The following is a 22,541-nucleotide window of genomic DNA, read 5'->3' on the forward strand; positions in this document are numbered from 1 at the left end:
CCCGGCGCTCAGTTGTAGAGGGAGCCGGTGTTCACCACGGGCTGGATGGCTCGGTCACCGCACAGCACGACCAGCAGGTTCGACACCATCGCGGCACGGCGCTCCTCGTCCAGTTCCACCACACCCTGTTCGGTGAGGCGGTCGAGCGCGAGGCTGACCATGCCGACCGCGCCCTCGACGATCTGCGTGCGGGCGGCGACCACCTGCGATGCCTGCTGGCGAACGAGCATGGCCTGGGCGATCTCCGGCGCGTAGGCGAGGTGGGTGATGCGAGCCTCGATGACCTCGATGCCGGCCAGCTCGGTGCGGTCGCGCAGTTCGACGGTGAGTTCCTCGGCCACCTCGGCGCCGTCACGCAGGCTCGTGCGGGTGTTGTCGTGCGAGTCGTACGGGTGGGTGGTGGCGAGATGCCGTACCGCGGCCTCGGATTGGGTCTGCACGTACTCCTCGTAGTCGTCGACCGCGAAGGCGGCCTTGAAGCTGTCGACCACGCGGTAGACCACGACGGCGGCGATCTCGACCGGGTTGCCGTCCGCGTCGTTGACCTTCAGCTTCTGCGTCTCGAAGTTGCGCACCCGCAATGAGATTCGCTTGCGGTCGGTCAGCGGGAGCACCGAGAAGAAGCCCGGCTCGCTCACCGAACCGATGTAGCGGCCGAAGAACTGGACCACCTGGGCCTCGTTCGGGTTGACCACGATCAGCCCGGTCGCGGCGAGCAGGAGTGCGAGCACCACCACGCTCGCGGCGATCGCGCCGACCAGCGCGGGCACGTTGTGGCTTTGCGCCATCGCGACGTAGCCGAGCGCGGCGAGGCCGCCGAACAGCAGCGTGAGCACCAGCCAAGCCAGCAGCACCACGAAGCCGTTGACATGTAATGCGGGCCGAAGCTTCATGACATCCTCCAGGTATCAAAGTGATATCACGAAGATAGCAGTCGATCGGACCCGCGCGCAACGGCCGGGAGCCGCGGCGCTTCGCGGATCCCGGCCAGCGGTCAGGCAGTTGCGGGGGTGATATTGCGGTTGAAGCGGAACATGTTGTGGGGGTCGTACTTTCCTTTCAAAGAGGCCAGGCGGGCGTAGGTGTCCTCGGCGTATCCGGCGCGGGTTTGCGTGTCATCGGCGTCGGCGCCCGCCCCGTAGAGGAAGTTGAGGCTGTGGCCGATGGTCCACGGCGCGAGCGCGGCGCGGATGTCCGCATGGGCGGCGGGCGCCGCGGCAGCATCGGCGGGGCCGGTGATGACGCGAACGACGAAGCCCGCGTCGCGATGGTCGACGGCGACGCCGGTCCCGGCCGGCCTGCTCAGTGCGCCGCCGAGGTGCCTGATGTCGATGACCGCGTCGGCGCCTGAGCCGGGTCCCGACGCGGACAGCAAGGCGGACAACGCTTCTGGCGTGAGCTCGCTGAGCATGGCGTTGGTCGCCGCGTAGGCGTGCGGATGGTCGGGATCACTGTGAATGGTGTGCGATTCGGTGTAGGGCATGGCGCGCAGGTCGTCCTTGATGCGGTCGCCCACCGCACGCAGCGGCGCCACCAGGCGCTCCCCTTCCTCGGCAGAACCGTTGTAGGCGATGCGGATCGACGCCACGTAGCGGCCGCGCAACGGGGCAGGCAGCTGCGGAATATCCGGGTAGGTGAGCGTGACGACGGTGGAGGTCAGTTCTTCGGGAACCGTTGCGGCCCAACCCCGCCACGCCTCCAGCGCGGATTCGACCAGCGGGGTGTCGAAGACCAACTGGCCGCCGTACACGGCGGTGACGGGCAGCAGCTCCAGCTCGATCGCGGTGACCACGCCGAAGTTGCCGCCGCTGCCGAGCACCGCGCCGAACAGCTCGTCACCGGGCACCAGCCTGCGCACCCGGCCGTCGGCGGTGACGAGTTCGATAGCGCGGACGTACTCGGCCGCATACCCGAATTCCCGTGCCAGCAGCCCGAATCCGCCGCCGAGCAGATAGCCGACCACGCCGACCGACGGTGACGAACCGTTCAACGGCGCGAGCCCGTGTGCGGCGGCCGCCTCGACCAGGGCACCCGCCCGCACGCCCGCGCCGATCCGCGCGATCCGAGTGTCCGGATCGATGTCGAGTGCGGTCATCCGGCGAGTGCTGATCAGCACGCCACCGTCCGCCGCGACCGACAGTCCGTGCCCGGTGGCCTGCACCGCGACCGGAAGGCGGTGCCGCGCCGCGTATTCCACCGCCGCGCGGACGTCCTCGGCGTGTGCCGCGCCGACGACGAGTGCGGGCCGGTGCGTGTAGGCGGTCTGGAAGCCTGCGATCTCCTCGTCGTATCCGGCGTCGCCGGGACGAAAGGCCGGGCCGGTGAAGGTGTTGATGTCGTGCGCTGCGATGTTTGCCATGGCCTCGACGATGCCCGGCACCGAGCAAGAAGTACAACAGATAGATCTTCTACAAACTAGAATCATCTGTTATGGAACTGCGGCAGCTGCGTTATCTCGTCACCGTGGTGGAGGAGGCGAACTTCACCCGTGCCGCCGCCCGCCTGCACCTGGCCCAACCCGGGCTCAGCGCCCAGATCCGCCAGCTCGAACGCGAGCTCGGCCAGCAGTTGCTCGACCGCGGCGGGCGGACGGTCACCCCGACCGAGATCGGTGCGGCGGTGGTGCGGCACGCACGCGAGGCACTGGCCGCGACGGACCGGATCACCCAGACGGTGGACGAGTTCGCCGGGCTGCTGCGCGGGCACGTCCGCATCGGCCTCATCTCCGGCGCCGCCACCGAGGAACTCGATGTGGCCTCGGTGCTCGCCGACTTCCACGACGACCATCCGCAGGTCGGCATCAGCCTCACCGAGGACACCTCCGAGCGCATGCTCGCCGCGCTGAACCGTGCCGACCTCGATCTCGCGCTGATCGGAATGAGCGGTGCGCCAATGGATCCCGGTGTCGGCGTGGATGTGGTGCTGGAGACCGCGGTGGTCGCCGCGGTCGCCGCCGACGACCGCGCGCATGGCCAGGACATCCCGTTGACCGCGCTTCGTGCGCACCCGCTGATCTGCTTGCCGCCCGGCACCGGTGTCCGCGGCGTCTTCGAACGCTCCTGCGCGGCAGCGGGATTCGAACCCAACGTCGCCTTCGAGGCGGCCGCTCCCCCGCTGCTGCTTCGGCTCGCCGCCCGCGGGCTCGGCATCGCCGTTGTTCCCGAGCTCACCGAAGCAGAGGCCGCCGCATTCCGGGTGCGCACGGTCCGCATCGTCGAGCCTGAGCTACGCGGCAGGCTCGCCTTGGTGTGGCGGACCGACCGCTCGCTCGGTCCTGCCGCCAAGGTCCTGCTCGGCCAACTACGTATCGCCCTGTCCCGCAACCCACCTCGATAGCAGCACACCCCCGATCAGCGAGATCGGGGGTGTGCGGCAATCCGTGTCGAGTGCCGAGGCACTCATGTTTCGGCTAAAGCAGGTGGGACAGGAAGGATTTGGTGCGCTCGTGCTGCGGGTTCGCCAGCACCTCACGCGGATTGCCGCGTTCGACCACCACGCCGGCGTCCATGAACACCAGCTCGTCGGCCACCTCGCGGGCGAAACCCATCTCGTGGGTGACCACGACCATGGTCATGCCCGACTTCGCCAGCTCGCGCATCACCGAAAGCACCTCACCGACCAGCTCCGGGTCCAGTGCCGAGGTCGGCTCGTCGAACAGCATCAGCTTCGGATCCATCGCCAGCGCACGGGCGATCGCCACCCGCTGCTGCTGCCCGCCGGACAGCTGCGCCGGATAGGCATTCGCCTTCTCCGCCAAGCCGACTCGGTCGAGCAACTCCTTCGCCCTCGTCACCGCGTCCGCCTTGCGGACCTTCTTGACCTGGGTCGGCGCCTCGATCACGTTCTCCAGCGCCGTGCGGTGCGGGAACAGATTGAAATGCTGGAACACCATGCCGATTTCGCGACGCTGCCTGGCGGCCTCGCGCGGGTGCAGCTCGTAGAGCTTGCCGTTCTTCTCCTGGTAGCCGACGAGCTCGCCGTCCACGTAGAGCCTGCCCGCGTTCACCTCCTCCAGGTGGTTGATGCAGCGCAGGAACGTGGACTTGCCCGAACCCGACGGCCCGATCAGGCACAGCACCTCACCGCGGCCGACCTCGAGCGAGACACCCTTGAGCACCTGCAGCGCACCGAAGTTCTTGCACACCCGCTCGGCCACGATCATCGGGAGCCGACCGGTCTTCTCGACATCGACACTGCTGGTCGTCGCCGTACTGTCGCCGGTCATTTCGCCTTCACAATCGTCTGGGCGTCGGCAAGATCCTGCAGCTGCTTACCGGTCAGCTGCCGGGAAAGGCCGCGCGAGTAGTAGCGCTCCAGGTAGAACTGCCCGACCATCAGCACGCTGGTGACCACCAGGTACCAGGTTGCGGCGACCATCAACAGCGGGACCGGCTGGAAGTTCACGCCGTAGATATCGCGGGCGCGACCGAACAGGTCGAGGGTGAACGGGAGCGCGGTGACCAGCGAGGTGGTCTTCAGCATGCCGATGAACTCGTTGCCGGTCGGCGGGATGATCACCCGCATGGCCTGCGGCAGCACGGTCCTTCGCATGGTCTGCGTCCAGGACATGCCGAGCGCGGTCGACGCCTCGCGCTGCCCTTCCCCGACGGAATTGATTCCGGCGCGGACGATTTCGGCCATGTAGGCGGCCTCGTTGAGCCCGAGCCCGAGCACCGCGAACAGGAACGGCGCCTGCAGGTTCTGCACGTTCAGCTCGAACAGGTGCGGACCGAACGGGACGCCGAGCACGATCACCTGATAGATCGACGGGAACAGCCCCCAGAACACCAACTGCACGTAAACCGGTGTGCCACGGAAGATCCAGAGATACACCCAGGCTGCCGCGCCGAGCACCGGGTTCGGCGAAAGCCGCATCACCGCGAGGATGGTGCCGAGCGAGACCGCGAGCGCCATCGACAGCACGGTCAGCTCGAGGGTGACGGCAACGCCCGACAGGATCCGGGTGTCGAACAGGTACTTGACGTAGGTGTCCCATTTGTAGGCCGGGTTCGTCGCGGCGCCGTAGAGGAACAGCCCGGTGAGCACCAGGATGATCGCGGCGGCGAGCCACCGGCCCGGCCTGCGTAGCGGAATCGCTTTGATCGGCTCCGGCTCGCCCGCTGAGTCTGCCGCACCGGGCCCGGGATCACCGGGCGCCGGCTTGGTTTCGTTCGACGTCATCGATCAGCTCACGGCGCCGTTGACGACCGACTTGGTGATCGCGCCTTCCTCGACGCCCCAGTTCTTCGCGATCTCCAGGTACTTGCCGTTGTCGATCAGGCTCTGCACGGCCTTCTGCAGCACGGCCGCCAGCGGCGAGCCCTTCGGCACTGCCCAGCCGTACGGCGCGGAATCGAAAGCAGGCCCGGCCTTTTCGAGCTTGCCCTCGCTCTGCTTGATCGCGTACGCGGTCACCGGGGAGTCGGCGGACACCGCGTCGACCTGACCGAGCATCAGCGCGTTGGTCGCGGCGCTCTGCTCATCGAAGGCCTTGATGTCGATGGCGGGCTTGCCCTCGGCGATGCACTTCGCGCTCTTGGCGGGGACCTCGTCGGTGTGCTCGACGGTGGTCGCCTGCACGGCGACCTTCTTGCCGCAGGCGTTGTTCGGGTCGACCGGCTTGCCCTTCTGCTGCGCCCACTGGATACCGGCGCTGAAGTAGGTGGTGAAGTCGACCTGCTGCTCACGTTCCTTGGAGTCGGTCATCGACGACATGCCGACGTCGTAGGTGCCGGCCTGGATCGTGGGGATGATCTTCTCGAAGGCGGACTCCACGTACTCGGCCTTCACGCCGAGGGTGGCGGCGACGGCGTCCATCAGGTCGACGTCGTAGCCGACGATCTTGCCGCTGGCATCCTTGTACTCGTTCGGCTGGTAGGGGATGTTCACGCCGACCACGAGCTTGCCGGACTGCTTGATCTTGTCGGGGAGCTGAGCGGCGATCGCGTCGTTCTTCTCGACCGATACCTTCTCCGCTTTGGGTCCGGTGTCTTCGGTATTACTACAGCCTGTCAAGACGAGTGCGCCTCCGGCGAGTACACACATCGCCTGCAGGGCGCGCCTGCCAAGAACCGATCGAACAGACACAGCAGCCCTCCACATTTCGGATTCAAGAAACCCGGGTGTCACCACCCGTTGGCAATCTAAGCGACCGAGACGCTTCGTGCTGGACAGTAACGGAAGATTCATCCGTTACTCGCTGAACACTCCGAGCTGCACACGCTCTGACTACCGGCGGTGGACCCTAGCACAAACTTGTTCCGTGAATTCGCTCGTCGAGGACAATCCACCCAGGTCCGCGGTCGCGATGCCCGCCTCGAAAGTGGCCGCGACCGCGCGTTCGATGCGCTCGGCGGCGTGTCCGAGTGCGCCGTTGTGATCGCGAGTCCCCAACCAGCGCAACAGCATTGCCGACGAGAGCTGCAATGCCACCGGATTCGCCCGATTGCGCCCCGCCAGGGTGGGAGCCGCGCCGTGCACGGCCTGGGCCATGGCGCGCTCGGCCGAGCAGTTGAGCGACGCGGCCAACCCGAGAGAACCGCTGAGCTCGCCCGCGAGGTCGGACAGGATATCGCCGAAGAGATTCTCGGTCACCACGACGTCGTAGTCGGCGGCGGCGCGGACCAGATGCGCGGCGGTGGCGTCGACGTGCTCGTCGTCGACCCGCACGCCGGGGTAGCCGTGGGCAATCTCATAGCACACATCACGGAACAGACCCATGGTCAGCGGAAGCACGTTGGCCTTGTGCACAATCGTGAGTCGCTTCCGCCGCGACTCGGCGAGCCGCAACGCCTGGTGCGCGATCCGCTCGCAGCCCTGCCTGGTCACCACGCCGACCGCCATCGCGACATCCTCGGTCGGGCGGAACTCCCCCGACCCGGCGAACATATTGCGGTCGGCATAGAAGCCTTCGCTGTTCTCCCGGACGATCACCAGGTCGATATCCGGCGCCGCCGCGCGCACGCCCTTGAACGCACGCGCCGGACGGATGTTGGCGTACAACCCGAACCGCTTGCGGATGGCACCGCCCGGCGCGACCGACGTGCGATGCTCCGGCGGATAGGAGGCGTTGTCGTGCGGACCGAGGATCCAGGCGTCGACGTCGGCCAGCGCGGTCATGGTGTGTTCCGGCAGCGGATCGCCGTGTTCCTCGATCGCCCGATGCCCCATCGGCAGCGGCACCCACTCGATCGGCGCCGCGCCTGCCGCGGCCACCGCCTCGTCGACAACCTGCCGCGCGGCACGCACCACCTCCGGCCCGATACCGTCGCCATCGATCAGGCCGAGCCGCAACGATCGCGCATTAACTTCGGTCACCACCTCATCCTCGCGCCGTGCGCAGGATCGCGGCGCACCGACCCGCGTCCGCTACCTTCTGGAGACCAATTCCGATGGTCGCGTTGGCCGGTGATTTCCCGTCGCCGATGCTGGGTACCCGCCCAGGAAGGGCGATCAGCGGCGCGGATGCCGTCTCGGCCGTGGAAGATAAAGACAACGGCCGGCGTTACAGCTGGCATACCGATACGAGAGGACGTCATGGCCACCCAGACGCTGACCCAGCAGAATTTTGATGAGGTAGTCACCGGGAACGACGTGGTACTCGTCGATTTCTGGGCTGAGTGGTGCGGCCCGTGCAAGAGCTTCGCGCCGACTTTCGAGGCCTCGTCGGAGAAGCACGCCGACGTCGTGCACGGCAAGGTCGACACCGAATCCGAGCAGGGACTCGCGGCCGCGGCCAACATTCGCTCCATCCCGACCATCATGGCTTTCCGGGAGGGTGTGCTGGTGTTCGCACAGCCCGGCGCGCTGCCGCCCGCCGCGTTGGAGGACCTGGTCACGCAGGTGAAGGGGCTGGATATGGACGAGGTGCGCAAGCAGCTCGCCGATCAGCAGGCCGCAAGCGAGTAAGAGCAGCCCGCGCGGCTATGCGATAAACACAGACCGCCCCTCGACGGAGGGGCGGTCTGTTGCGTTGTCAGCGACCGAGGCGGTTGACGCCCGCGATCATCGCGCGCACCGTCGACTCGGCGCTGTCGTCGGACAGCGCCGCACCCCAGCCGCGCCTGCCATTGCATTCGCACTGCACGAAGGTCGCAGTGCCCGCGCCGGTGCGGCGCTGATGGAACTGCAGGATCTCGACCGGATAGCCCTCCTCGTAGAGGGCCGAGGTCATCGCCGCCACCGGGTTACCGGTGGCGACGACCGTGCGCAGATGGTCGGCGAACTCCAACGTCGCGGTGAATTCCGCGTTGCGGCTCCCCGCGGGCGACCAGTCACCGAGCCGGATCGGCCCGGTGTGCCCGCAGTAGCGGACGTGGAATTGTGCCGCGGTGAGATCGGCACTTTCGGCGCGCAGGCCCTTGGGCGCAGCGGCATGGAACATGTCTGTATCAAGCGTCAGGATGGTCATTGCAAGTAGGTCTTCCCGGAGAATGTCGTGGCTCAGTTGACAGAGGGGACCAGCACTAACAAGTCGTTCAGCCCGCAGCGAGGGGGCCGGTCCGAATCAGACCCCGCTACGGCGGGTTACTACGAGGAGGAGTCGCCGCTGCGCCACCATCGCGGTAAGCGGAATTAGCGCAACGCTGTCGCGGTCTGCGACGTTGAGCGCTGCGCTGTGGCGGGCGGCGGGATTCGACACGCGCTTGAGAATAGGGTCATCGGGGCCCGAAGGCAACCATATTCTGCGCCCGATTTGTCTACCGGTGAGTAGCGTTTTCCCAGCTCGGAGCCACCGCCCAGACGGGCGGACGTGGGCGACACAACACCCGACACGCGGGGTCGGATTTTCGGCCAAGAACGCGCCGATGACGACAAAGCGGACACGCGACAAACGCCCTACAAACGACAAAAGATCCGGGCCTCCAGGCCCGGATCTCGTGCGGTCGATCCGGCGACGTCAGCCGGCGACCACCTCGTTCAACTTGCCGGTGGCGACATCGAAGATGAAGCCGCGGATGGAATCCTTGTGCGGGACGTACGGGCTGGCGACGATGCGGGCGATCGACTGACGCACATCCGTTTCCAGGTCACTGAACGCCTCGGCGGCCCATTCCGGCTTGATGCCGACATCCTGTTGGATCGACGCCTTGAAATCGTCGTCGGTGAAGGTGAGCATGCCGCAGTCGGTGTGATGGATCAGGATGATCTCGCGCGTGCCGAGCAGGCGCTGGCTGATCGCAAGCGAGCGGATCTCGTCGGCGGTGATCACGCCGCCCGCGTTGCGGATGACGTGCGACTCGCCCTCCTGAATGCCCAGTGCCCCATACACATTCAGCCGGGCGTCCATGCACGCCACCACGGCGACATGCTTGGCGGGCGGCAACGGCAGCGGCCCGCTGAAGGTGCTCGCGTAGGCCGCGTTGTTCTGCAGGTACTCGTCGGTCACGGTCATGGCTGTCCCCTGCGCTCGGTATGCACGAATCCTTATGTGTGGCGGGCATCACGATAGAAGGACGAGCACGACGGATCACCGGTCTGGCTCACCGTGATTCCTTTACTGGCGTGGCGTGAATTCGATCACCTGCGAAGATCGCCGTCGGGTGGGGACCGATCCTGCCGCGCGGGCGGTGCACCTTCGAGACCACAGTGACGATAGACGACCACCTGACCAATTCCTTGGTGCCAGAGGAACTGACGGCACGAGCGGGGCGGAGTCCCCCCCGTACCCTTGATTCGTATCGGGAGGGGTGCATTCCCGCTGCCGGTACCGGGGAGGTGCGCGGTGCAGATCACCGAATTCAGCGTCATCGGGCTGCGGTCGGCGGTCATCGATCTCCGGGTGCGTGGAAAACCGTTGACCTTCCGGCTCTTTCCGATGGTGCATATCGGTCAACCGCAGTTCTATCGGGACGTGGCCGACCGACTGCGGCAATGCGACCTGATCGTCTCGGAAGGTATCGACGCACCCAATTCCACCGGCCTCGCCATCATTCTCGCGATGCGCATGACCTTTCAACGTTCCGCGCGAACCCTGGTGCCCCAGGACATCGACCACTCGGCGCTCGGCGTTCCGGTCGTATGGCCAGAGAGACTCTCCCGCCACAACCGAAGACAGCGCGTGCCGGTCCTGTCCTACCTCGACCTCCTACTGATGACCCCCTTCTATGTCGTCGTCATGGCGCTCGGCGGCCGAGGATGGTTGCTACGCACTCGGTTCGAGATCAACGACAACAGCGAGGTCCGAATCCGGTTGATGAACAAGACCTTCCTGCACGACCGCGACAAGGAGCTCGTATCAGCTCTCGCCGACATCCACCAGGAACGCCAGGGCAGCAGTGACATCGTTGCCGTCGTCTACGGCGCCGCCCACATGCCCGCCGTAATCCAAGGCCTGAACGCCACTTTCGGCTATCGCGCGGTCGGTGCCGACTGGCTGACCGTCTTCGACGCGGCCAGGGATTACCGTCCTGTCGACTGAGTTGTTCAGCGCACCATGCGAATTCCGTTATTGGTGTGCGGTGGCCAGGCGTACGGCGACCGTGACTAGAGCCAAGCCGGTGACCTGTTCGATGCGCGCCTTCACCTTTGGCTTGCGCAGCCAGCCGGCGAGCTGGTCGACGACCGCCACGTACATGCCGAACCAAGCGATGTACAGCACGGCGAAGACGACCGAGAGAAGCAGTGCCTCGGTCCGCGGCGAGGCCGAGTCGGTGGCGATGAACTGCGGCAGGAAGGTGACGAAGAACAGTGTCACCTTGGGGTTGAGTGCATTCGACAGGAATCCCTGCCGCAGGCACGCCAAGCGGCGGCCTGGCCTTACCGCCGAATCCGGTGCGACAGGCTCCCGCAGCGAACGCCACGCCGCGCGCAAGGTCTGCAGACCGAGCCAGAGCAGATAAGCCGCGCCGACGATCTTCAGCACGGTGAAGGCGGTGGGCGACGCGAGCAGCAGTGCGGACAATCCGAACGCCGCGGCGCTCGCGTGCAAGGTCAGGCCGAGTACGCCGCCGATGGTGGTGAGTAACCCGCTGACGCGGCCTCCGGCCAGCGCGTTCCGGGTGATCAGTGCCTGATCCGGCCCCGGAATCATGATCAGTACCAGCGCCGCGAGCGCGAAGGTCAACATCTCGGAACCTCATTCATCGGTGGGTGCTCACTAATCGTGTTCCACCGATCAGATGACGTCTAATGCCAATTCGAGGTGCATCCCATAAGTAACCTTGATACATGGTGAGCCTCGTTCAGCTGAAAGTGCTTGCCGCAGTGGCCAGGCACGGCTCGGTCACCGACGCGGCAAAGGAACTGCACTACTCCCAACCCGCGGTCAGTCACCATCTGGCCAGGCTGGAGGCGGCGACGGGCGCCAAGCTCATCCAACGAGTCGGCCGCGGGATCCGGCTCACGCCGGAAGGGCAGCTGCTCGCCCAGCGCGCCACCGAGATCGTCGGACGCGTCGACACCGCAACGTCGGAACTGGCCGGGCAGCTCGGGCTGCGGGCCGGACGAGTCAGGGTGGTCGGATTCCAGTCCGTACTGAGCACATTGGTGCCGCGCGCCGCCGCGCTGCTTGCCCGCGAGCACCCCGGTATCGAAGTGCATCTGGTCGACGCGCATCCCGAGGAGGCGTTGCGCATGCTCCGCGCCGGTCAGGTGGACCTGGCGTTGATCTTCCGCTACGCGGAGACACCGGGCGAAGAGCACGGACTCCGGCTGCTGCACCTGCTCGACGACCCGATCTATCTCGTCAGCAGGCACCCGGGCCAGACCCTCGACGACCATCGCGACTCGGACTGGATCGCAGGCTGTGAACGGTGCAGGCACGAGCTGATCGCGATGTGCGCGCCCGCGGGCTTCACGCCACGCATCACCTCGGTGAGCGACGACATGGTGGTGATGCAAGCCCTGGTCGCGGCCGACATGGGCGTGACCACGTTGCCAGGGCTCGCGCTCGAATCCCACCGCCTCCCCGGCATTCACACCACCGAACTGCCCGGCTTCCCGCGCCAGATCCACGCCGCGACCTACGGCGACCCGCCTGACCCACCCGCCACCACCGCCCTGATCGCGGCCCTGCGGCACGTCGCGGGCGAAGTCGACCGATCTGGCTAGCGGTGACGAGGTTTTCGGTGACTTCGAGCCGTCCGCGCAGACATGCGGTGGCGCATCGGTTCTCAGTATGGTTCGGTCATGTCTCGATCAACGAAGAGTGACCGGTCTCCCGTCACCGCGGACGACCTCGACCTCGCCGTGCAGCTGGCCGTTGCCCTGCTCGGTGACGCGCCTGCGGCGGCGTGGGACCGAAAAGCCGGTTCGCTGGAATGGGACTGCTGGGAGACCGTCGAGCATCTCAGCGACGATCTCTTCGCTTACGCGGTGCAAATGGGCCCCCGGACACCACCTTTGGCAGGCGAGGTGCCCTTCGTGTGGGAGAGCCGACGCCCCGGCGGCCCCGCGAACGCCATCCACGCCGACCGGGCGGCCGGACCCGCGGGACTGCTGCAAACCTTGGAGGCGAGCGGCGCACTGCTGGTCGCCATGGTGCGCACGAAGCCGCCGGAGACCCGCGCCTACCACGGCTTCGGCATCGCGGACCCGGAAGGCTTCGCCGCCATGGGAATCGTCGAAACCCTAGTCCACACCTACGATCTGGCCCAAGGTTTGGACCTCGCCTGGCATCCCCCAGCCGATGTCTGCGCACGAGTACTCACCCGACTGTTCCCAGACGCACCGGAAACCACAGACCCATGGACCACGCTGCTCTGGGCCACCGGACGCGCCGAACTCCCAGGTCACCCCAAACTCACCACATGGCGCTGGTACGGCTCCCCTCGCCCCTGACTCGATGCGGATGTCAGCGGTGGCCGAGTACGGCGTGTGGGCGGTATGGGGCCTCTAGGGTGGCGTTCTCGGTGTCGCTCAGTTGGATTCGGAGGGCGGCGAGGGCGTCGTCTAGGTGTTGGGGTTTGGTTGCTCCGATTATTGGGGCGGTGACGGAGGGGCGGGCGAGTAGCCAGGACAGGGCGATCTGGGCTGGGGGTAGGGTGCGGGCGGCGACGACGGTGCGGACCGCGTCGACTATGTCGAAATCGTCGTCGACGTACATGTCGGCGGCGATGTGATCGAACTCGGCGCGGGTGGTGGACTGGCCGCCGCCGCGGTGGCGGGAGCCGGTCAGCAGGCCGCGAGCCAGTGGGCTCCACGGGATTACGCCGACGCCCTGGTCGTGGCAGAGCGGGATCATCTCGCGTTCCTCCTCGCGGTAGACGAGGTTGTAGTGGTTCTGCATCGAGACGAACTTTGTCCAGCCGTTGGTTTCGGCGATCTGCTGCGCCTTGGCGAACTGCCAGGCGAACATGCTCGACGCGCCGATGTACCTGGCCTTTCCCGCGCGGACCACGTCGTTGAGGGCGCGCATGGTCTCCTCGATCGGCGTCTCGTAATCCCAGCGGTGGATCTGGTACAGGTCGACGTGGTCGACGCCGAGCCGATCCAGCGAGGCATCGATGGCAGCCATGATGTGCTTGCGGGACAAGCCTTTATCGTTCGGGCCGGACCCCATCGGAAAGTAGACCTTGGTGGCGAGCACATAGTCGTCGCGGCGCGGAAACAACTTGGCGAGCAGCCGGCCGGTGACCAGCTCGCTCACCCCGTCGGAGTAGACGTCCGCGGTGTCGAAGAACGTCACGCCCGACTCGACGGCCTGACGGACGATCGGCGCCGCGGCGTCCTCGTCGAGCACCCACTCCCACGACGCGGGACTGCCGTAGCTCATCATCCCGAGGCAGAGCCGGGACACGGTGAGGCCCGAGGTGCCCAACCTGATGTATTCCATTACTTCTCCTTGGTTTCCCGTGGTTGCTGGTGAACGGAGACGCCCGCGACGATCAACGCGATGCCTGCCAGCTCCTGGACGGTGGGGACTTGGGTGAGCACCACTATCCCGATCACCGTCGCGACGGCGGGCAGGATGCTCAACATCAATGCGAAGGTGGCTCGGCGTAACCGAGCCATGGCGAGCTGATCGGTCACGTATGGGATGACCGACGAGCAGATGCCGACGCCGACACCGGCCAGCAGCGTCACCGGGATGGTGAAAGCCGGTGCGGCATAGACGCACAACGGTGCGGTGACCACGGCGGCGATCAGCATCGCGGCACCCAGCTGGTCGATTCCGGAGGGTCCGGAGTTCGCGACCCGGTGGCTGAGGACCACATAGAGCATGAACAATGCGCAGTTGGCGAAAGCCAACGCGAAGCCGAGCGGCGCCCCGGCGAGCCGGATATCGGTCAACGCAACCACGCCGCCCACCGCGAGCACGAGGGCAATCACGTTGCGGCCGTTGCGAACACCGATCGCGGCGAGCACGATCGTGCCGAGGAACTCGATCGCTCCGACGGTGGCCAGCGGCAGCAGCGCGATGGCGAGGTAGAAGGCCGCATTCATAGCCGCGAGCACCACACCGAGCCAGAACAACACCCACCGCTGCCCCGGCGTGAGCTGCCGGACCAACCGCCACGGCTTGCGCCACATCGCGAAAACCACTGCGGCACTGGCGATCCGCAACCAGGCTACGCCGAGAACATCCACCCGGGCGAACAGCAAGACGGCGAACGCAGGACCGAGATAGTGAAAGAGGGCGCCAACGCCGAAGTATGCCACCGCGGGTACCCGCGGCGCGGTTCGCCGCGAAGCGACCCCAGACGAGTTCATGCGGAGTATCTTCCAAGGAAGTACTCACCGCCGGAATGGCACTATCCAGGAAGACGGCGCGAGTTGTCTGGAAAAGCAAGGCCAAATGGCCAAGATTCCTTCATCGAACGATCACGGCTGCTCGACGAGGTGAACGTCCGACTCCTCAACGAGTTACACGACGAGCCACGGCTGTCCATGTCCGAACTCGCTCGCCGGGTAGGGATGTCCGCGCCCGCGGTGACCGATCGAGTGCAACGGTTGGAACGCAGCGGGGTCATCACCGGCTTCCGCATGGAAGTCGACCCGGCCGCCCTCGGCATGCCGGTCACGGCGCTGGTTCGCATCCGCCCAGGCCCCGGCCAACTCCCGAAAGTGATAGCGGCGGCGCACGATACGCCGCAGGTGGTCGAATGCTTCCGCATCACCGGCGAAGACTGCTTCCTCCTCAAGATCCACGGCCCCTCGATAGCCGAACTCGAAGACGTCCTCGACACCTTCCTCATGTACGGCCAAACAACGACATCGATAGTCGTCTCCGAACCCATCCCCCGCCGCCCCCTCCCCATCCCCACCTTGAACAAGTCCTAGAGGGACACCGGCTGCGGCGGAGTGTGTGGCGTGCGCGCCGAAGTGAGGTGCAGTAACCGCTCGGGTGGGTCGTTCGGCAGCCAGTAATGGTCGATGGGTAAGAAATGGTTGCCGACCTCCATCGACGGGAGTCAAATGGTTGATCAACTTCATCGACGGGAGTCATATGGTGGCAATACGCACCGAGACGCCCACCATTTGACTCCCGCCAACCTCCCTCGAGATCACTTCCCCGAAAAGATCTTTGAACCGGACCACAGCCAAGCAACCCGGCCTGGAACAAGAGAACCCGCACCTGACAGCGGAGGTCAGCCGGGTACGGCACACGACGCCACCACGCTATCCAGTGCAAACCCCGAGACTGTCCCGCTCGCCAGGAAACCGTTCAACCCGCGGATAAACCACCACCCAAACGCAGCACGCCCTGCGAATCCCGCACCAATCCCCCAAGCCGCACTCGCCCCAAGCCGCACCCCACGGGTCGGGTTGGACTGCGGTCGTGCCGCTTTGGGCTCGGCGAAGGCAAAGCTTCCCTGAGCTCCACGGTCTCCTGCGAATTCAACAGCCAAGGGTTTGCACCGGATAGCGTGGTGACGTCGCCTGCCGTACCCGGCTGACCTCCGCAGTCGATCACGCATCGTCTCGTCCCAGCCGGGTTCCTTGGCTGTGCTCCCGTTTCGAGAACTTCAAGATCAAAGACCAAGCTTCAAGATCAAAGACTCTGTGCCGCACACTTCCTGTCTTCCCGCACACGATTTCGCATGCCAAATCGTGTGCGGGAAGACAGGAAGTGTGCGGTTGCGGGGGTTTGCGATCAGGGGCGTCGGATTCGCACTCGTTCTGGGGATTCGCACTGGCTCTGGGCTGCTAGACGGGGTGCGGATCGACAGAAGGGGTGCGGATTTCGACGTTGGGGCGCGGTCGAGCGCGGTCGCTGGTCTCAGGAGTGCCGGCGATCCCGGTATGCGGGATCGCCGAGAGTGGTTGCGCGCCGAGGGGGCACTGGTGGCGGGGGCTACTCGGGCGATGCCGCCACCAGTGCCCCGTGATCAGCCGACCAACTCCACAACCGGTGCGGATCCACAGAAGGGGTGCGGATTTCAGTGTTGAGGCACGGCTAGCCACGGGCGTCGGCCTCGGGGAGACCCTGCGATCCCGGCATCTGGGAGCACAAGGGGTGGCTGATGGTCGAGGGGGCACTGGTGGCGGGGGCTACTCGGGCGATGCCGCCACCAGTGCCCCGTGATCAGCCGACCAACTCCGGAATGCGTGCCGAATCCTGATAAAGGCACTACCGGCCGAGCTTGGCGTTAGCTTCCGATCGATGTTCTAGCGCACCGGTGGTCGCCACGTCACGACCTTGCTCGAGTTCTGCGACCACGCCGAGCATCCGCAGAAGGGGTGCGGATTTCGACGTTGGGCGGAGCAGGCCGCGTTTGCCTGCCTCAGGGAGGCCTGCGATCCCGATATGTGGGATCAGAGGGGTGGTTTCGTGCCGAGGGGGAACTGGTGCAGGTGACTTCGGGCGATGCCTGCACCAGTTCCCCGTGATCAACCGACCAACTCCAGAACGCGTGCCGAATCCCACGTAGAGGCACTATCGGCCGAGCTTGGCGTTAACTTCCGATCGATGTTCTTGCGCACAACTTCCAAGTGATCTTGGAATGTTGGCGTGAGTGAAATGGTGCGTGTCGCGACACGCGTCGCAGCCATTTCACTCACACCAATGAAGCTGAACAACCACTTCTCTCACGCCGATGGCGCAACAACCATTTCTCTCACGCCAATACGTCAAGAGACCCGCTGCACTCACACCAGTACGTCAGCAACCACGTCACTCGCACCGATGCCGCCCGACACCGCTCTCGACCCCATCGATCCGTTACTGACACTCCTGACTACGTCCACCGCCGGACGGCCCCCGCCCGCCTCAGTGCGCGGCGGAATCCCAGCTGCGGCCGGTGCCTACCGAAACGTCCAAGGGAACCGAGAGGTGGATGGCGGCGGCCATCTGTTCCTTGGCCAGGGTTTCGAGGGCTTCCTTCTCCCCTTCGGCTACCTCGAAGAGCAACTCGTCGTGGATCTGCAGGAGCATCCGGGACCGCAGCCCTGCTTCCTGAATCGCCTTGTGCACGTTGATCATTGCCACCTTGATGATGTCGGCGGCGGTGCCCTGGATGGGGGCGTTGAGAGCCATGCGTTCGGCGGCCTCGCGGCGTTGGCGGTTGCTGGAGTCCAGGTCGGGGAGGTAGCGGCGGCGGCCGAACAGGGTGGAGGTGTAGCCGACCTTGCGGGCCTGCTCGACGACCTCGTAGAGGTAGTCGCGGATGCCGCCGAAACGGTCGAAGTAGACGTCCATCTGTTCTTTGGCCTCGGTGGTGCTGATCTTCAGCTGGGCCGCGAGGCCGTAGGAGCTGAGACCGTAGGCGAGGCCGTAGGACATTGCCTTGATGCGGCGGCGCAGTTCGGGTGTCACCTCGGCGATCGGGATGTCGAATGCCTTGGACGCGACGAAGGTGTGCAGGTCTTCGCCCGAGTTGAATGCCTCGATCAGGCCTTCGTCGCCGGACAGGTGCGCCATGATGCGCATCTCGATCTGGCTGTAGTCGGCGGTCATCAGCGACTGGTAGCCCGCGCCGACGACGAAGGTGTCGCGGATCTGCCTGCCGGTGTCGGTGCGGATCGGGATGTTCTGCAGGTTCGGCTCGGTGGAGGAGAGCCTGCCGGTGGCGGCGATGGTCTGGTTGAACGTGGTGTGGATGCGCCCGTCGTCGGCGACACACTTGAGCAGGCCGTCGACGGTCACCTTCAACCGGGTCGCGTCGCGATGCTCGAGCAGATGCTGCAGGAACGGGTGCTCGGTCTTCTCGAACAGTGACTCCAGCGCGTCGGCGTCGGTGGTGTAGCCGGTCTTGGTGCGCTTGGTCTTCGGCATGTCGAGCTCGTCGAACAGCACCACCTGCAGCTGCTTCGGCGAGCCGAGGTTGATCTGCTTACCGATCACCTCGTAGGCGGCGTTGGCCGCGTCGGCCACCTTGTCGGCGAACTGGCGCTGCAGCGTCTCCAACTGATCGGTGTCGACCGCGATGCCCGCGTCCTCCAGGGTGGCGAGCACGCCGAGCAGCGGCAGCTCCATGTCCTCGAGCAGCGGGACCGATTCGATCTGCTCGAGTTCGCTGTCGAGCGCCTCGGCAAGGTCGAGAACGGCCCTGGCGCGCAACATTTCGGTCTGGGCCAGTTCCGCGTCGACGGTGTCCTCGTCGTCGAGCAGCGACAGCTGCGGCGTCTCGTCGGTTTCGGCGCGCAGTTCCCGGTGCAGGTAGCGCAGCGACAGGTCGTCGAGGTTGAAGCTGCGTTGCCCGGGCCGGACCAGATACGCGGCCAGCGCGGTGTCGCTGGTGAGCCCGCCAAGGATCCAGCCGCGCCCGCGCAGCGCGTGCATGGCCGACTTCGCCTCGTGCAGCGCCTTCGGCACCGCCGGGTCGGCCAGCCAAGCACCGAGCGCGGCTTCGTCTTCCGGCGTCAGCACGGCGACGTCGATATAGCCGCTCTCGCCGTCGCCCGCCGCGATGGCGAGCGCGCGCACGTCACCGTTGCCGGGAGTGCCAGGGCCGACGATCGAGACGCCCTGCCGGACACCGGCTTTGGTGTGTTCGGCCAGCCAGTCCGCCACCGCGCCGACTTCCAACGCGCCGCCGCTGATCTCGAAGCCTGCCTCGGCCTCCGGCTCCTTCGGGGCCAGGGTCTCGAACAGCCGGTCCCGCAGCACGCGGAACTCGAGGTCGTCGAAGAGCTGATGAATCTTGTTGCGATCCCACGGCGCCTGCGCCAGCTGATCCGGCGTATAGGGCAGCGGCACATCGCGCACCATCTCGGTGAGCTGACGGTTGAGCACCACGCTGCTCAGGTTGGCGCGCAGCGCGTCGCCGACCTTGCCCTTCACCTCGTCCACCTTGTCGACGAGGGTGTTCAGGTCGCCGTATTCGCGGATCCACTTGGCCGCGGTCTTCTCGCCGACGCCGGGGATGCCGGGCAGGTTGTCGCTCGGGTCGCCGCGCAGCGCGGCGTAATCCGGGTACTGGGCCGGCGTGAGCTGGTACTTCGCGAACACCTCTTCGGGGGTGAACCGGGTGAGATCGGAGACGCCCTTGCGCGGGTACAGCACCGTCACGTTGTCGTTGACCAACTGGATCGCGTCGCGGTCGCCGGAGACGATCAGGACGCGGAACCCTTCGGCCACCGCCTGGGTGGTGAGGGTCGCGATGATGTCGTCGGCCTCGAAGCCATCGATCGCCATCACCGGGATGCCCATCGCGCCGAGCACGTCCTTGGTGAGCTCGACCTGCCCGCGGAACTCGTCCGGCGTCTGCGACCGGTTCGCCTTGTACTCCGGGTACGCCTCGGTGCGGAAGGTCTTTCGCGACACGTCGAACGCCGTCGCGATGTGCGTCGGCTTCTCGTCGCGCAGCAGGTTGATCAGCATCGCGGTGAAGCCGTACACCGCGTTGGTGGTCTGCCCGGTGACCGTCTTGAAGTTCTCCGCCGGTAGCGCGAAGAACGCGCGATAGGCGATCGAATGCCCGTCCAGCAGCATCAGAGTCGGCCGCTCTCCCGGTGCGGAAGCACTGGAGCCGGACGCGGTGGCGGGAACCTGGGCGGTCGTCGGTGAACTCACGCCCCCGAGTCTAGGGACCCCCACCGACAAGGTGATACGCCGACACCCACGCGGATCGTGTCGACGTATCACCTACCCGAAAAGTGACGCGGGTAACTCCCCTTCACAGCGTCGCAACAACACCCGACGCCGACTGCACCGAGACCCCGACGCCACCATCACCTGCGGCTCGGTGCCACAGAACTCAGCGCCGCGTCAGCGCGCCCCGGCGCGCAATGTCAGAGCGTGGCGACGAGCTCCCGCAGCACCGGCAGGCTCACCGAGCCGGACCCGAGCACCACATCGTGGAACGCCTTGATGTCGAAGGCCGAACCGAGCCGCTCGGTCGCCACCAGCCGCTGCTTGCGGATCTCCAGCTGACCGACCTTGTACGCGACCGCCTGGCCTGGCATACCGATGTACCGATCCACCTCGGTGGTGAGCTCCGAGATCCCGCTCGGCACGTTGGCCACCATGAAGTCGATGGCCTGCTGCCTGCTCCAGCCTTTCGCATGCAGCCCGGTGTCGACGACCAGGCGGCTGGATCGCCACGAGTCGCCTGCGAGCATGCCGAGGCGGCCGAGATCGTCCTCGTACAGCCCCATTTCGTCGGCGAGCCGCTCGGTGTAGAGCGCCCAGCCCTCGACGAACGCGGTGTTCGCGAACGACTGCCGCTGGAAGCGCGGCAGGTGGTCGAGCTCGCTGGCGATGGTGAGCTGCAGGTGGTGACCGGGAATCGCCTCGTGGTAGGCGACCGACACCGTCTCGTGCCGCGCGCGGCCGGTGGGGTGGTACTGGTTGACGAAGTAGGTGCCGGGCCGGGAACCGTCGGCGGCGGGCGGAAAGTAGTACGCCCCCGCCACATCCGCGGCCAGGAACTCCGGCACCGGCACGATCTCACAGGATTCCTTGGGCAGCCTGCCGAACCAGTTCCCCATCTCGGCGGTCGCCGCGGTGAGTGCCCGGCGCGCGTCGAACATGATCTGCTCGCCGTCGGCGTAGCGCAGGGTGGGATCGTCGCGCAGCCTGCCGAAGATCTCGGCGAGGTCGGCGGTGCCGAACAGTCGCGCGCCGATGGTCGCGTATTCCTCACGCAGCGCGGCTAATTCGGCCAGCCCGAGTTCGTGGATCTCCTCGGCGCCGAGATCCGGCAGCGTGGTGTGGTAGCGCAGCTGGCGCCGGTAGATGTCCTCGCCGTCTGCGCCGAGCCAGCACAGGCCTGCCTTGTCGTCGGGGCGGCTGGCGGGCAGCAGTTCATCGAAAAGCACGTCCCGGTACTGCTGGAACGCAGGCCGGATGACTTCCCTTGCCACCTCGGTCAATTGGGCGCGCCAGTCCGCCTCGCCGTCCCAGTCCTGCGGGCCGTCGAAGGTGACGAAGGGATCGTTGGACAGCTCCGAGCTGAGGTAGCTGTCGAGCTGATTGAGTGAGCGCTCGAGCAGGATTCGCGGGGGCGTCCGGCCTGCCGCGAGTCCGTCGCGGAAGCGCCCGACGGCCTGCCCGAGCATGTCGCCGAACTGCCGATACCGCTCGACCAGGGCGAGCGCGTTGCCGGGCTGTGGCGCGTTGGTCTGCGGCGCCAGCATCAGCGCGAACGCGTGCACGCCTTCCATCTGGTCGTATGCCATTTCCAGCGGGCGCCACCCCAAACGCTCCACCGCACCGGCCAATTCGGTCACCAGCAGACTACGGGTGACCCGGTCCACCGGCTCGAGCTCGGCGGCGTCGAGCGCCTCGACCTGACGCAACAGCTCGCGCCAGGTCGACAGCACTCGCTCTTCCGCCGCGACCGACAGGTCCTCGATGCGGTCATCGAATCGCCTGTCCCCCAACAGTGTCGCGTCGCTCGGCCTGGCCTCCAGCACGCTGTCCCAGTACCGCTCGGCCAGATTCATCAGCTCATCGTGACCATTCATGTCACGATCATGCCTCGAGTCCGGCCGCGCGGCACCGGGGTTACCGCGGAACTAACCGACGCCGAGATACGCCGACTTCACCGCGGGATCGGTGAGCAATTCGGCGCCGGAGCCGGTCTTGGTGACCTCGCCGGTTTCCAAGATGTAGGCACGGTCGCTGCGCGAGAGCGCCTGCTGGGCATTCTGTTCCACGAGCAGCACAGTGGTGCCCTGCTTGTTGATCTCCGTGATGATCCGGAAGATCTGCTGAATGATCATGGGCGCCAAGCCCATCGACGGCTCATCGAGCAGCAGCAGCTTCGGCCGAGCCATCAGCGAACGACCGATGGCAAGCATCTGCTGCTCGCCGCCGGACAGCGTGCCGCCGACCTGCTTGCGCCGCTCCAGCATCCGAGGGAACAACTCGTACACCCAATCGAGCGTCTTGTTGTACTCCGCCTTCTGCTTGAACGGCCTTCCGTAGCACCCCATGTCGAGGTTCTCCTGCACCGTCATGCCGGGGAAGACACCCCGGCCCTCCGGTGCCTGGATCAAGCCCTCGCCGACCCGCTCGTGCGCCTTCATCTGGGTGATGTCGCGCCCCTCCAACAGGATTCGGCCGCGGGTCAGCGGCAGCAGACCCGACAGCGCCCGCATGGTCGTGGTCTTGCCCGCGCCGTTGGCGCCGAGCAGGGTGACCAGCTCTCCCGGCGCCACATGCAGCGAAATCCCGTGCAGCGCCTGGATTCTGCCGTAGTTGACGACCATGT

The 22,541-nt window shown here is 66.2% G+C and carries 20 protein-coding genes; 6 read left to right on the plus strand and 14 right to left on the minus strand.

All coding sequences use genetic code 11. The features are described from left to right. Positions 1 to 8: 8 nt before the first annotated feature. Positions 9 to 893, minus strand: a complete 885-nt coding sequence (locus ACGFNJ_RS37385) for an SPFH domain-containing protein (protein ID WP_393459693.1) — start codon at positions 891 to 893, stop codon at positions 9 to 11. Between the two features lie 101 nt (positions 894 to 994). Beyond that, on the minus strand, positions 995 to 2,359 hold the full coding sequence (locus tag ACGFNJ_RS37390; protein WP_393459696.1) for an FAD-binding oxidoreductase: 1,365 nt from the start codon (positions 2,357 to 2,359) through the stop codon (positions 995 to 997). A 71-nt stretch (positions 2,360 to 2,430) separates the two neighbouring features. Here ACGFNJ_RS37390 and ACGFNJ_RS37395 point away from each other — a divergent pair, with 71 nt between their 5' ends. Then, complete coding sequence (locus tag ACGFNJ_RS37395; RefSeq protein ID WP_393459699.1) at positions 2,431 to 3,336, plus strand: LysR family transcriptional regulator; 906 nt, start codon at positions 2,431 to 2,433, stop codon at positions 3,334 to 3,336. A 73-nt stretch (positions 3,337 to 3,409) separates the two neighbouring features. Here the strand turns inward: ACGFNJ_RS37395 and ACGFNJ_RS37400 are convergent, their stop codons facing one another. The 4 genes from ACGFNJ_RS37400 to ACGFNJ_RS37415 form a co-directional block, all read right to left on the minus strand. Continuing rightward, positions 3,410 to 4,162: an amino acid ABC transporter ATP-binding protein gene (locus tag ACGFNJ_RS37400; RefSeq protein ID WP_393460005.1), complete on the minus strand. Its 753-nt coding sequence runs from the start codon at positions 4,160 to 4,162 to the stop codon at positions 3,410 to 3,412. A 59-nt stretch (positions 4,163 to 4,221) separates the two neighbouring features. Further along, positions 4,222 to 5,181, minus strand: a complete 960-nt coding sequence (locus tag ACGFNJ_RS37405; RefSeq protein WP_393459702.1) for an amino acid ABC transporter permease — start codon at positions 5,179 to 5,181, stop codon at positions 4,222 to 4,224. Between the two features lie 3 nt (positions 5,182 to 5,184). Beyond that, positions 5,185 to 6,045 carry an ABC transporter substrate-binding protein gene (locus ACGFNJ_RS37410; RefSeq protein ID WP_393460008.1) on the minus strand — a complete coding sequence of 287 codons (861 nt, stop codon included), beginning with the start codon at positions 6,043 to 6,045 and terminating at the stop codon, positions 5,185 to 5,187. Positions 6,046 to 6,228: 183 nt separating this feature from the next. After that, complete coding sequence (locus ACGFNJ_RS37415) at positions 6,229 to 7,317, minus strand: isocitrate/isopropylmalate dehydrogenase family protein (RefSeq protein WP_393459705.1); 1,089 nt, start codon at positions 7,315 to 7,317, stop codon at positions 6,229 to 6,231. A 219-nt stretch (positions 7,318 to 7,536) separates the two neighbouring features. Here ACGFNJ_RS37415 and trxA point away from each other — a divergent pair, with 219 nt between their 5' ends. Then, on the plus strand, positions 7,537 to 7,908 hold the full coding sequence (trxA, locus tag ACGFNJ_RS37420) for a thioredoxin (protein ID WP_393459708.1): 372 nt from the start codon (positions 7,537 to 7,539) through the stop codon (positions 7,906 to 7,908). A 67-nt stretch (positions 7,909 to 7,975) separates the two neighbouring features. Here trxA and ACGFNJ_RS37425 read toward each other — a convergent pair whose 3' ends face one another. Both ACGFNJ_RS37425 and ACGFNJ_RS37430 read right to left on the minus strand, forming a co-directional pair. Next, positions 7,976 to 8,410: an alpha-isopropylmalate synthase regulatory domain-containing protein gene (locus ACGFNJ_RS37425; protein WP_393459711.1), complete on the minus strand. Its 435-nt coding sequence runs from the start codon at positions 8,408 to 8,410 to the stop codon at positions 7,976 to 7,978. A 489-nt stretch (positions 8,411 to 8,899) separates the two neighbouring features. Next, positions 8,900 to 9,394: a carbonic anhydrase gene (locus tag ACGFNJ_RS37430; RefSeq protein ID WP_069165568.1), complete on the minus strand. Its 495-nt coding sequence runs from the start codon at positions 9,392 to 9,394 to the stop codon at positions 8,900 to 8,902. Positions 9,395 to 9,724: 330 nt separating this feature from the next. Between ACGFNJ_RS37430 and ACGFNJ_RS37435 the strand changes: the two genes are divergently transcribed. After that, positions 9,725 to 10,420, plus strand: coding sequence for a hypothetical protein (locus tag ACGFNJ_RS37435; protein ID WP_393459714.1), 696 nt, complete (start codon positions 9,725 to 9,727; stop codon positions 10,418 to 10,420). Positions 10,421 to 10,447: 27 nt separating this feature from the next. On the opposite strand, the gene ACGFNJ_RS37440 is transcribed toward ACGFNJ_RS37435, so the two are convergent. Next, the gene (locus ACGFNJ_RS37440; RefSeq protein ID WP_393459717.1) at positions 10,448 to 11,068 is read right to left on the minus strand and encodes a LysE family translocator; all 621 of its coding nucleotides are present in this window, start codon (positions 11,066 to 11,068) and stop codon (positions 10,448 to 10,450) included. Between the two features lie 101 nt (positions 11,069 to 11,169). Here ACGFNJ_RS37440 and ACGFNJ_RS37445 point away from each other — a divergent pair, with 101 nt between their 5' ends. Both ACGFNJ_RS37445 and ACGFNJ_RS37450 read left to right on the plus strand, forming a co-directional pair. Then, entirely contained in the window at positions 11,170 to 12,051 is an 882-nt protein-coding gene (locus tag ACGFNJ_RS37445; protein ID WP_393459720.1) for a LysR family transcriptional regulator, read from the plus strand. Positions 12,052 to 12,129: 78 nt separating this feature from the next. Next, positions 12,130 to 12,780, plus strand: coding sequence for a maleylpyruvate isomerase N-terminal domain-containing protein (locus ACGFNJ_RS37450; RefSeq protein ID WP_393459723.1), 651 nt, complete (start codon positions 12,130 to 12,132; stop codon positions 12,778 to 12,780). Positions 12,781 to 12,793: 13 nt separating this feature from the next. Here the strand turns inward: ACGFNJ_RS37450 and ACGFNJ_RS37455 are convergent, their stop codons facing one another. Continuing rightward, entirely contained in the window at positions 12,794 to 13,774 is a 981-nt protein-coding gene (locus ACGFNJ_RS37455; RefSeq protein WP_393459726.1) for an aldo/keto reductase, read from the minus strand. Further along, positions 13,774 to 14,652 carry a DMT family transporter gene (locus ACGFNJ_RS37460; protein ID WP_393459728.1) on the minus strand — a complete coding sequence of 293 codons (879 nt, stop codon included), beginning with the start codon at positions 14,650 to 14,652 and terminating at the stop codon, positions 13,774 to 13,776. The genes ACGFNJ_RS37455 and ACGFNJ_RS37460 overlap by 1 nt, the downstream gene beginning before the upstream one ends. A gap of 129 nt (positions 14,653 to 14,781) precedes the next feature. Here ACGFNJ_RS37460 and ACGFNJ_RS37465 point away from each other — a divergent pair, with 129 nt between their 5' ends. Beyond that, positions 14,782 to 15,222, plus strand: coding sequence for an Lrp/AsnC family transcriptional regulator (locus ACGFNJ_RS37465; protein ID WP_393459731.1), 441 nt, complete (start codon positions 14,782 to 14,784; stop codon positions 15,220 to 15,222). 1,930 nt (positions 15,223 to 17,152) lie between these two features. On the opposite strand, the gene polA is transcribed toward ACGFNJ_RS37465, so the two are convergent. The 3 genes from polA to ACGFNJ_RS37480 form a co-directional block, all read right to left on the minus strand. Then, positions 17,153 to 19,897: a DNA polymerase I gene (gene polA / locus ACGFNJ_RS37470; protein WP_393459734.1), complete on the minus strand. Its 2,745-nt coding sequence runs from the start codon at positions 19,895 to 19,897 to the stop codon at positions 17,153 to 17,155. Positions 19,898 to 20,115: 218 nt separating this feature from the next. Next, complete coding sequence (locus ACGFNJ_RS37475; RefSeq protein WP_393459737.1) at positions 20,116 to 21,792, minus strand: DUF885 domain-containing protein; 1,677 nt, start codon at positions 21,790 to 21,792, stop codon at positions 20,116 to 20,118. 51 nt (positions 21,793 to 21,843) lie between these two features. After that, positions 21,844 to 22,539 (minus strand): ABC transporter ATP-binding protein, encoded by a 696-nt coding sequence (locus tag ACGFNJ_RS37480; protein WP_069164483.1) that lies wholly within the window; start codon positions 22,537 to 22,539, stop codon positions 21,844 to 21,846. Positions 22,540 to 22,541 lie beyond the last annotated feature (2 nt).

It is taken from the genome of Nocardia sp. NPDC049149 (assembly GCF_043197455.1).
Lineage (GTDB): Bacteria > Actinomycetota > Actinomycetes > Mycobacteriales > Mycobacteriaceae > Nocardia.

Excerpts from the sequence above, each read along its gene's own strand:
- ACGFNJ_RS37430 (WP_069165568.1), bottom strand. The coding sequence starts at position 9,394 with ATGACCGTGACCGACGAGTACCTGCAGAACAACGCGGCCTACGCGAGC.
- ACGFNJ_RS37460 (WP_393459728.1), bottom strand. The coding sequence starts at position 14,652 with ATGAACTCGTCTGGGGTCGCTTCGCGGCGAACCGCGCCGCGGGTACCC.
- ACGFNJ_RS37480 (WP_069164483.1), bottom strand. The coding sequence starts at position 22,539 with ATGGTCGTCAACTACGGCAGAATCCAGGCGCTGCACGGGATTTCGCTG.
- ACGFNJ_RS37400 (WP_393460005.1), bottom strand. The coding sequence starts at position 4,162 with ATGATCGTGGCCGAGCGGGTGTGCAAGAACTTCGGTGCGCTGCAGGTG.
- ACGFNJ_RS37440 (WP_393459717.1), bottom strand. The coding sequence starts at position 11,068 with ATGTTGACCTTCGCGCTCGCGGCGCTGGTACTGATCATGATTCCGGGG.
- ACGFNJ_RS37385 (WP_393459693.1), bottom strand. The coding sequence starts at position 893 with ATGAAGCTTCGGCCCGCATTACATGTCAACGGCTTCGTGGTGCTGCTG.
- ACGFNJ_RS37390 (WP_393459696.1), bottom strand. The coding sequence starts at position 2,359 with ATGGCAAACATCGCAGCGCACGACATCAACACCTTCACCGGCCCGGCC.
- ACGFNJ_RS37450 (WP_393459723.1), top strand. The coding sequence starts at position 12,130 with ATGTCTCGATCAACGAAGAGTGACCGGTCTCCCGTCACCGCGGACGAC.
- ACGFNJ_RS37425 (WP_393459711.1), bottom strand. The coding sequence starts at position 8,410 with ATGACCATCCTGACGCTTGATACAGACATGTTCCATGCCGCTGCGCCC.
- ACGFNJ_RS37395 (WP_393459699.1), top strand. The coding sequence starts at position 2,431 with ATGGAACTGCGGCAGCTGCGTTATCTCGTCACCGTGGTGGAGGAGGCG.
- trxA (WP_393459708.1), top strand. The coding sequence starts at position 7,537 with ATGGCCACCCAGACGCTGACCCAGCAGAATTTTGATGAGGTAGTCACC.
- ACGFNJ_RS37445 (WP_393459720.1), top strand. The coding sequence starts at position 11,170 with ATGGTGAGCCTCGTTCAGCTGAAAGTGCTTGCCGCAGTGGCCAGGCAC.
- ACGFNJ_RS37455 (WP_393459726.1), bottom strand. The coding sequence starts at position 13,774 with ATGGAATACATCAGGTTGGGCACCTCGGGCCTCACCGTGTCCCGGCTC.
- ACGFNJ_RS37475 (WP_393459737.1), bottom strand. The coding sequence starts at position 21,792 with ATGAATGGTCACGATGAGCTGATGAATCTGGCCGAGCGGTACTGGGAC.
- ACGFNJ_RS37410 (WP_393460008.1), bottom strand. The coding sequence starts at position 6,045 with ATGTGTGTACTCGCCGGAGGCGCACTCGTCTTGACAGGCTGTAGTAAT.
- ACGFNJ_RS37405 (WP_393459702.1), bottom strand. The coding sequence starts at position 5,181 with ATGACGTCGAACGAAACCAAGCCGGCGCCCGGTGATCCCGGGCCCGGT.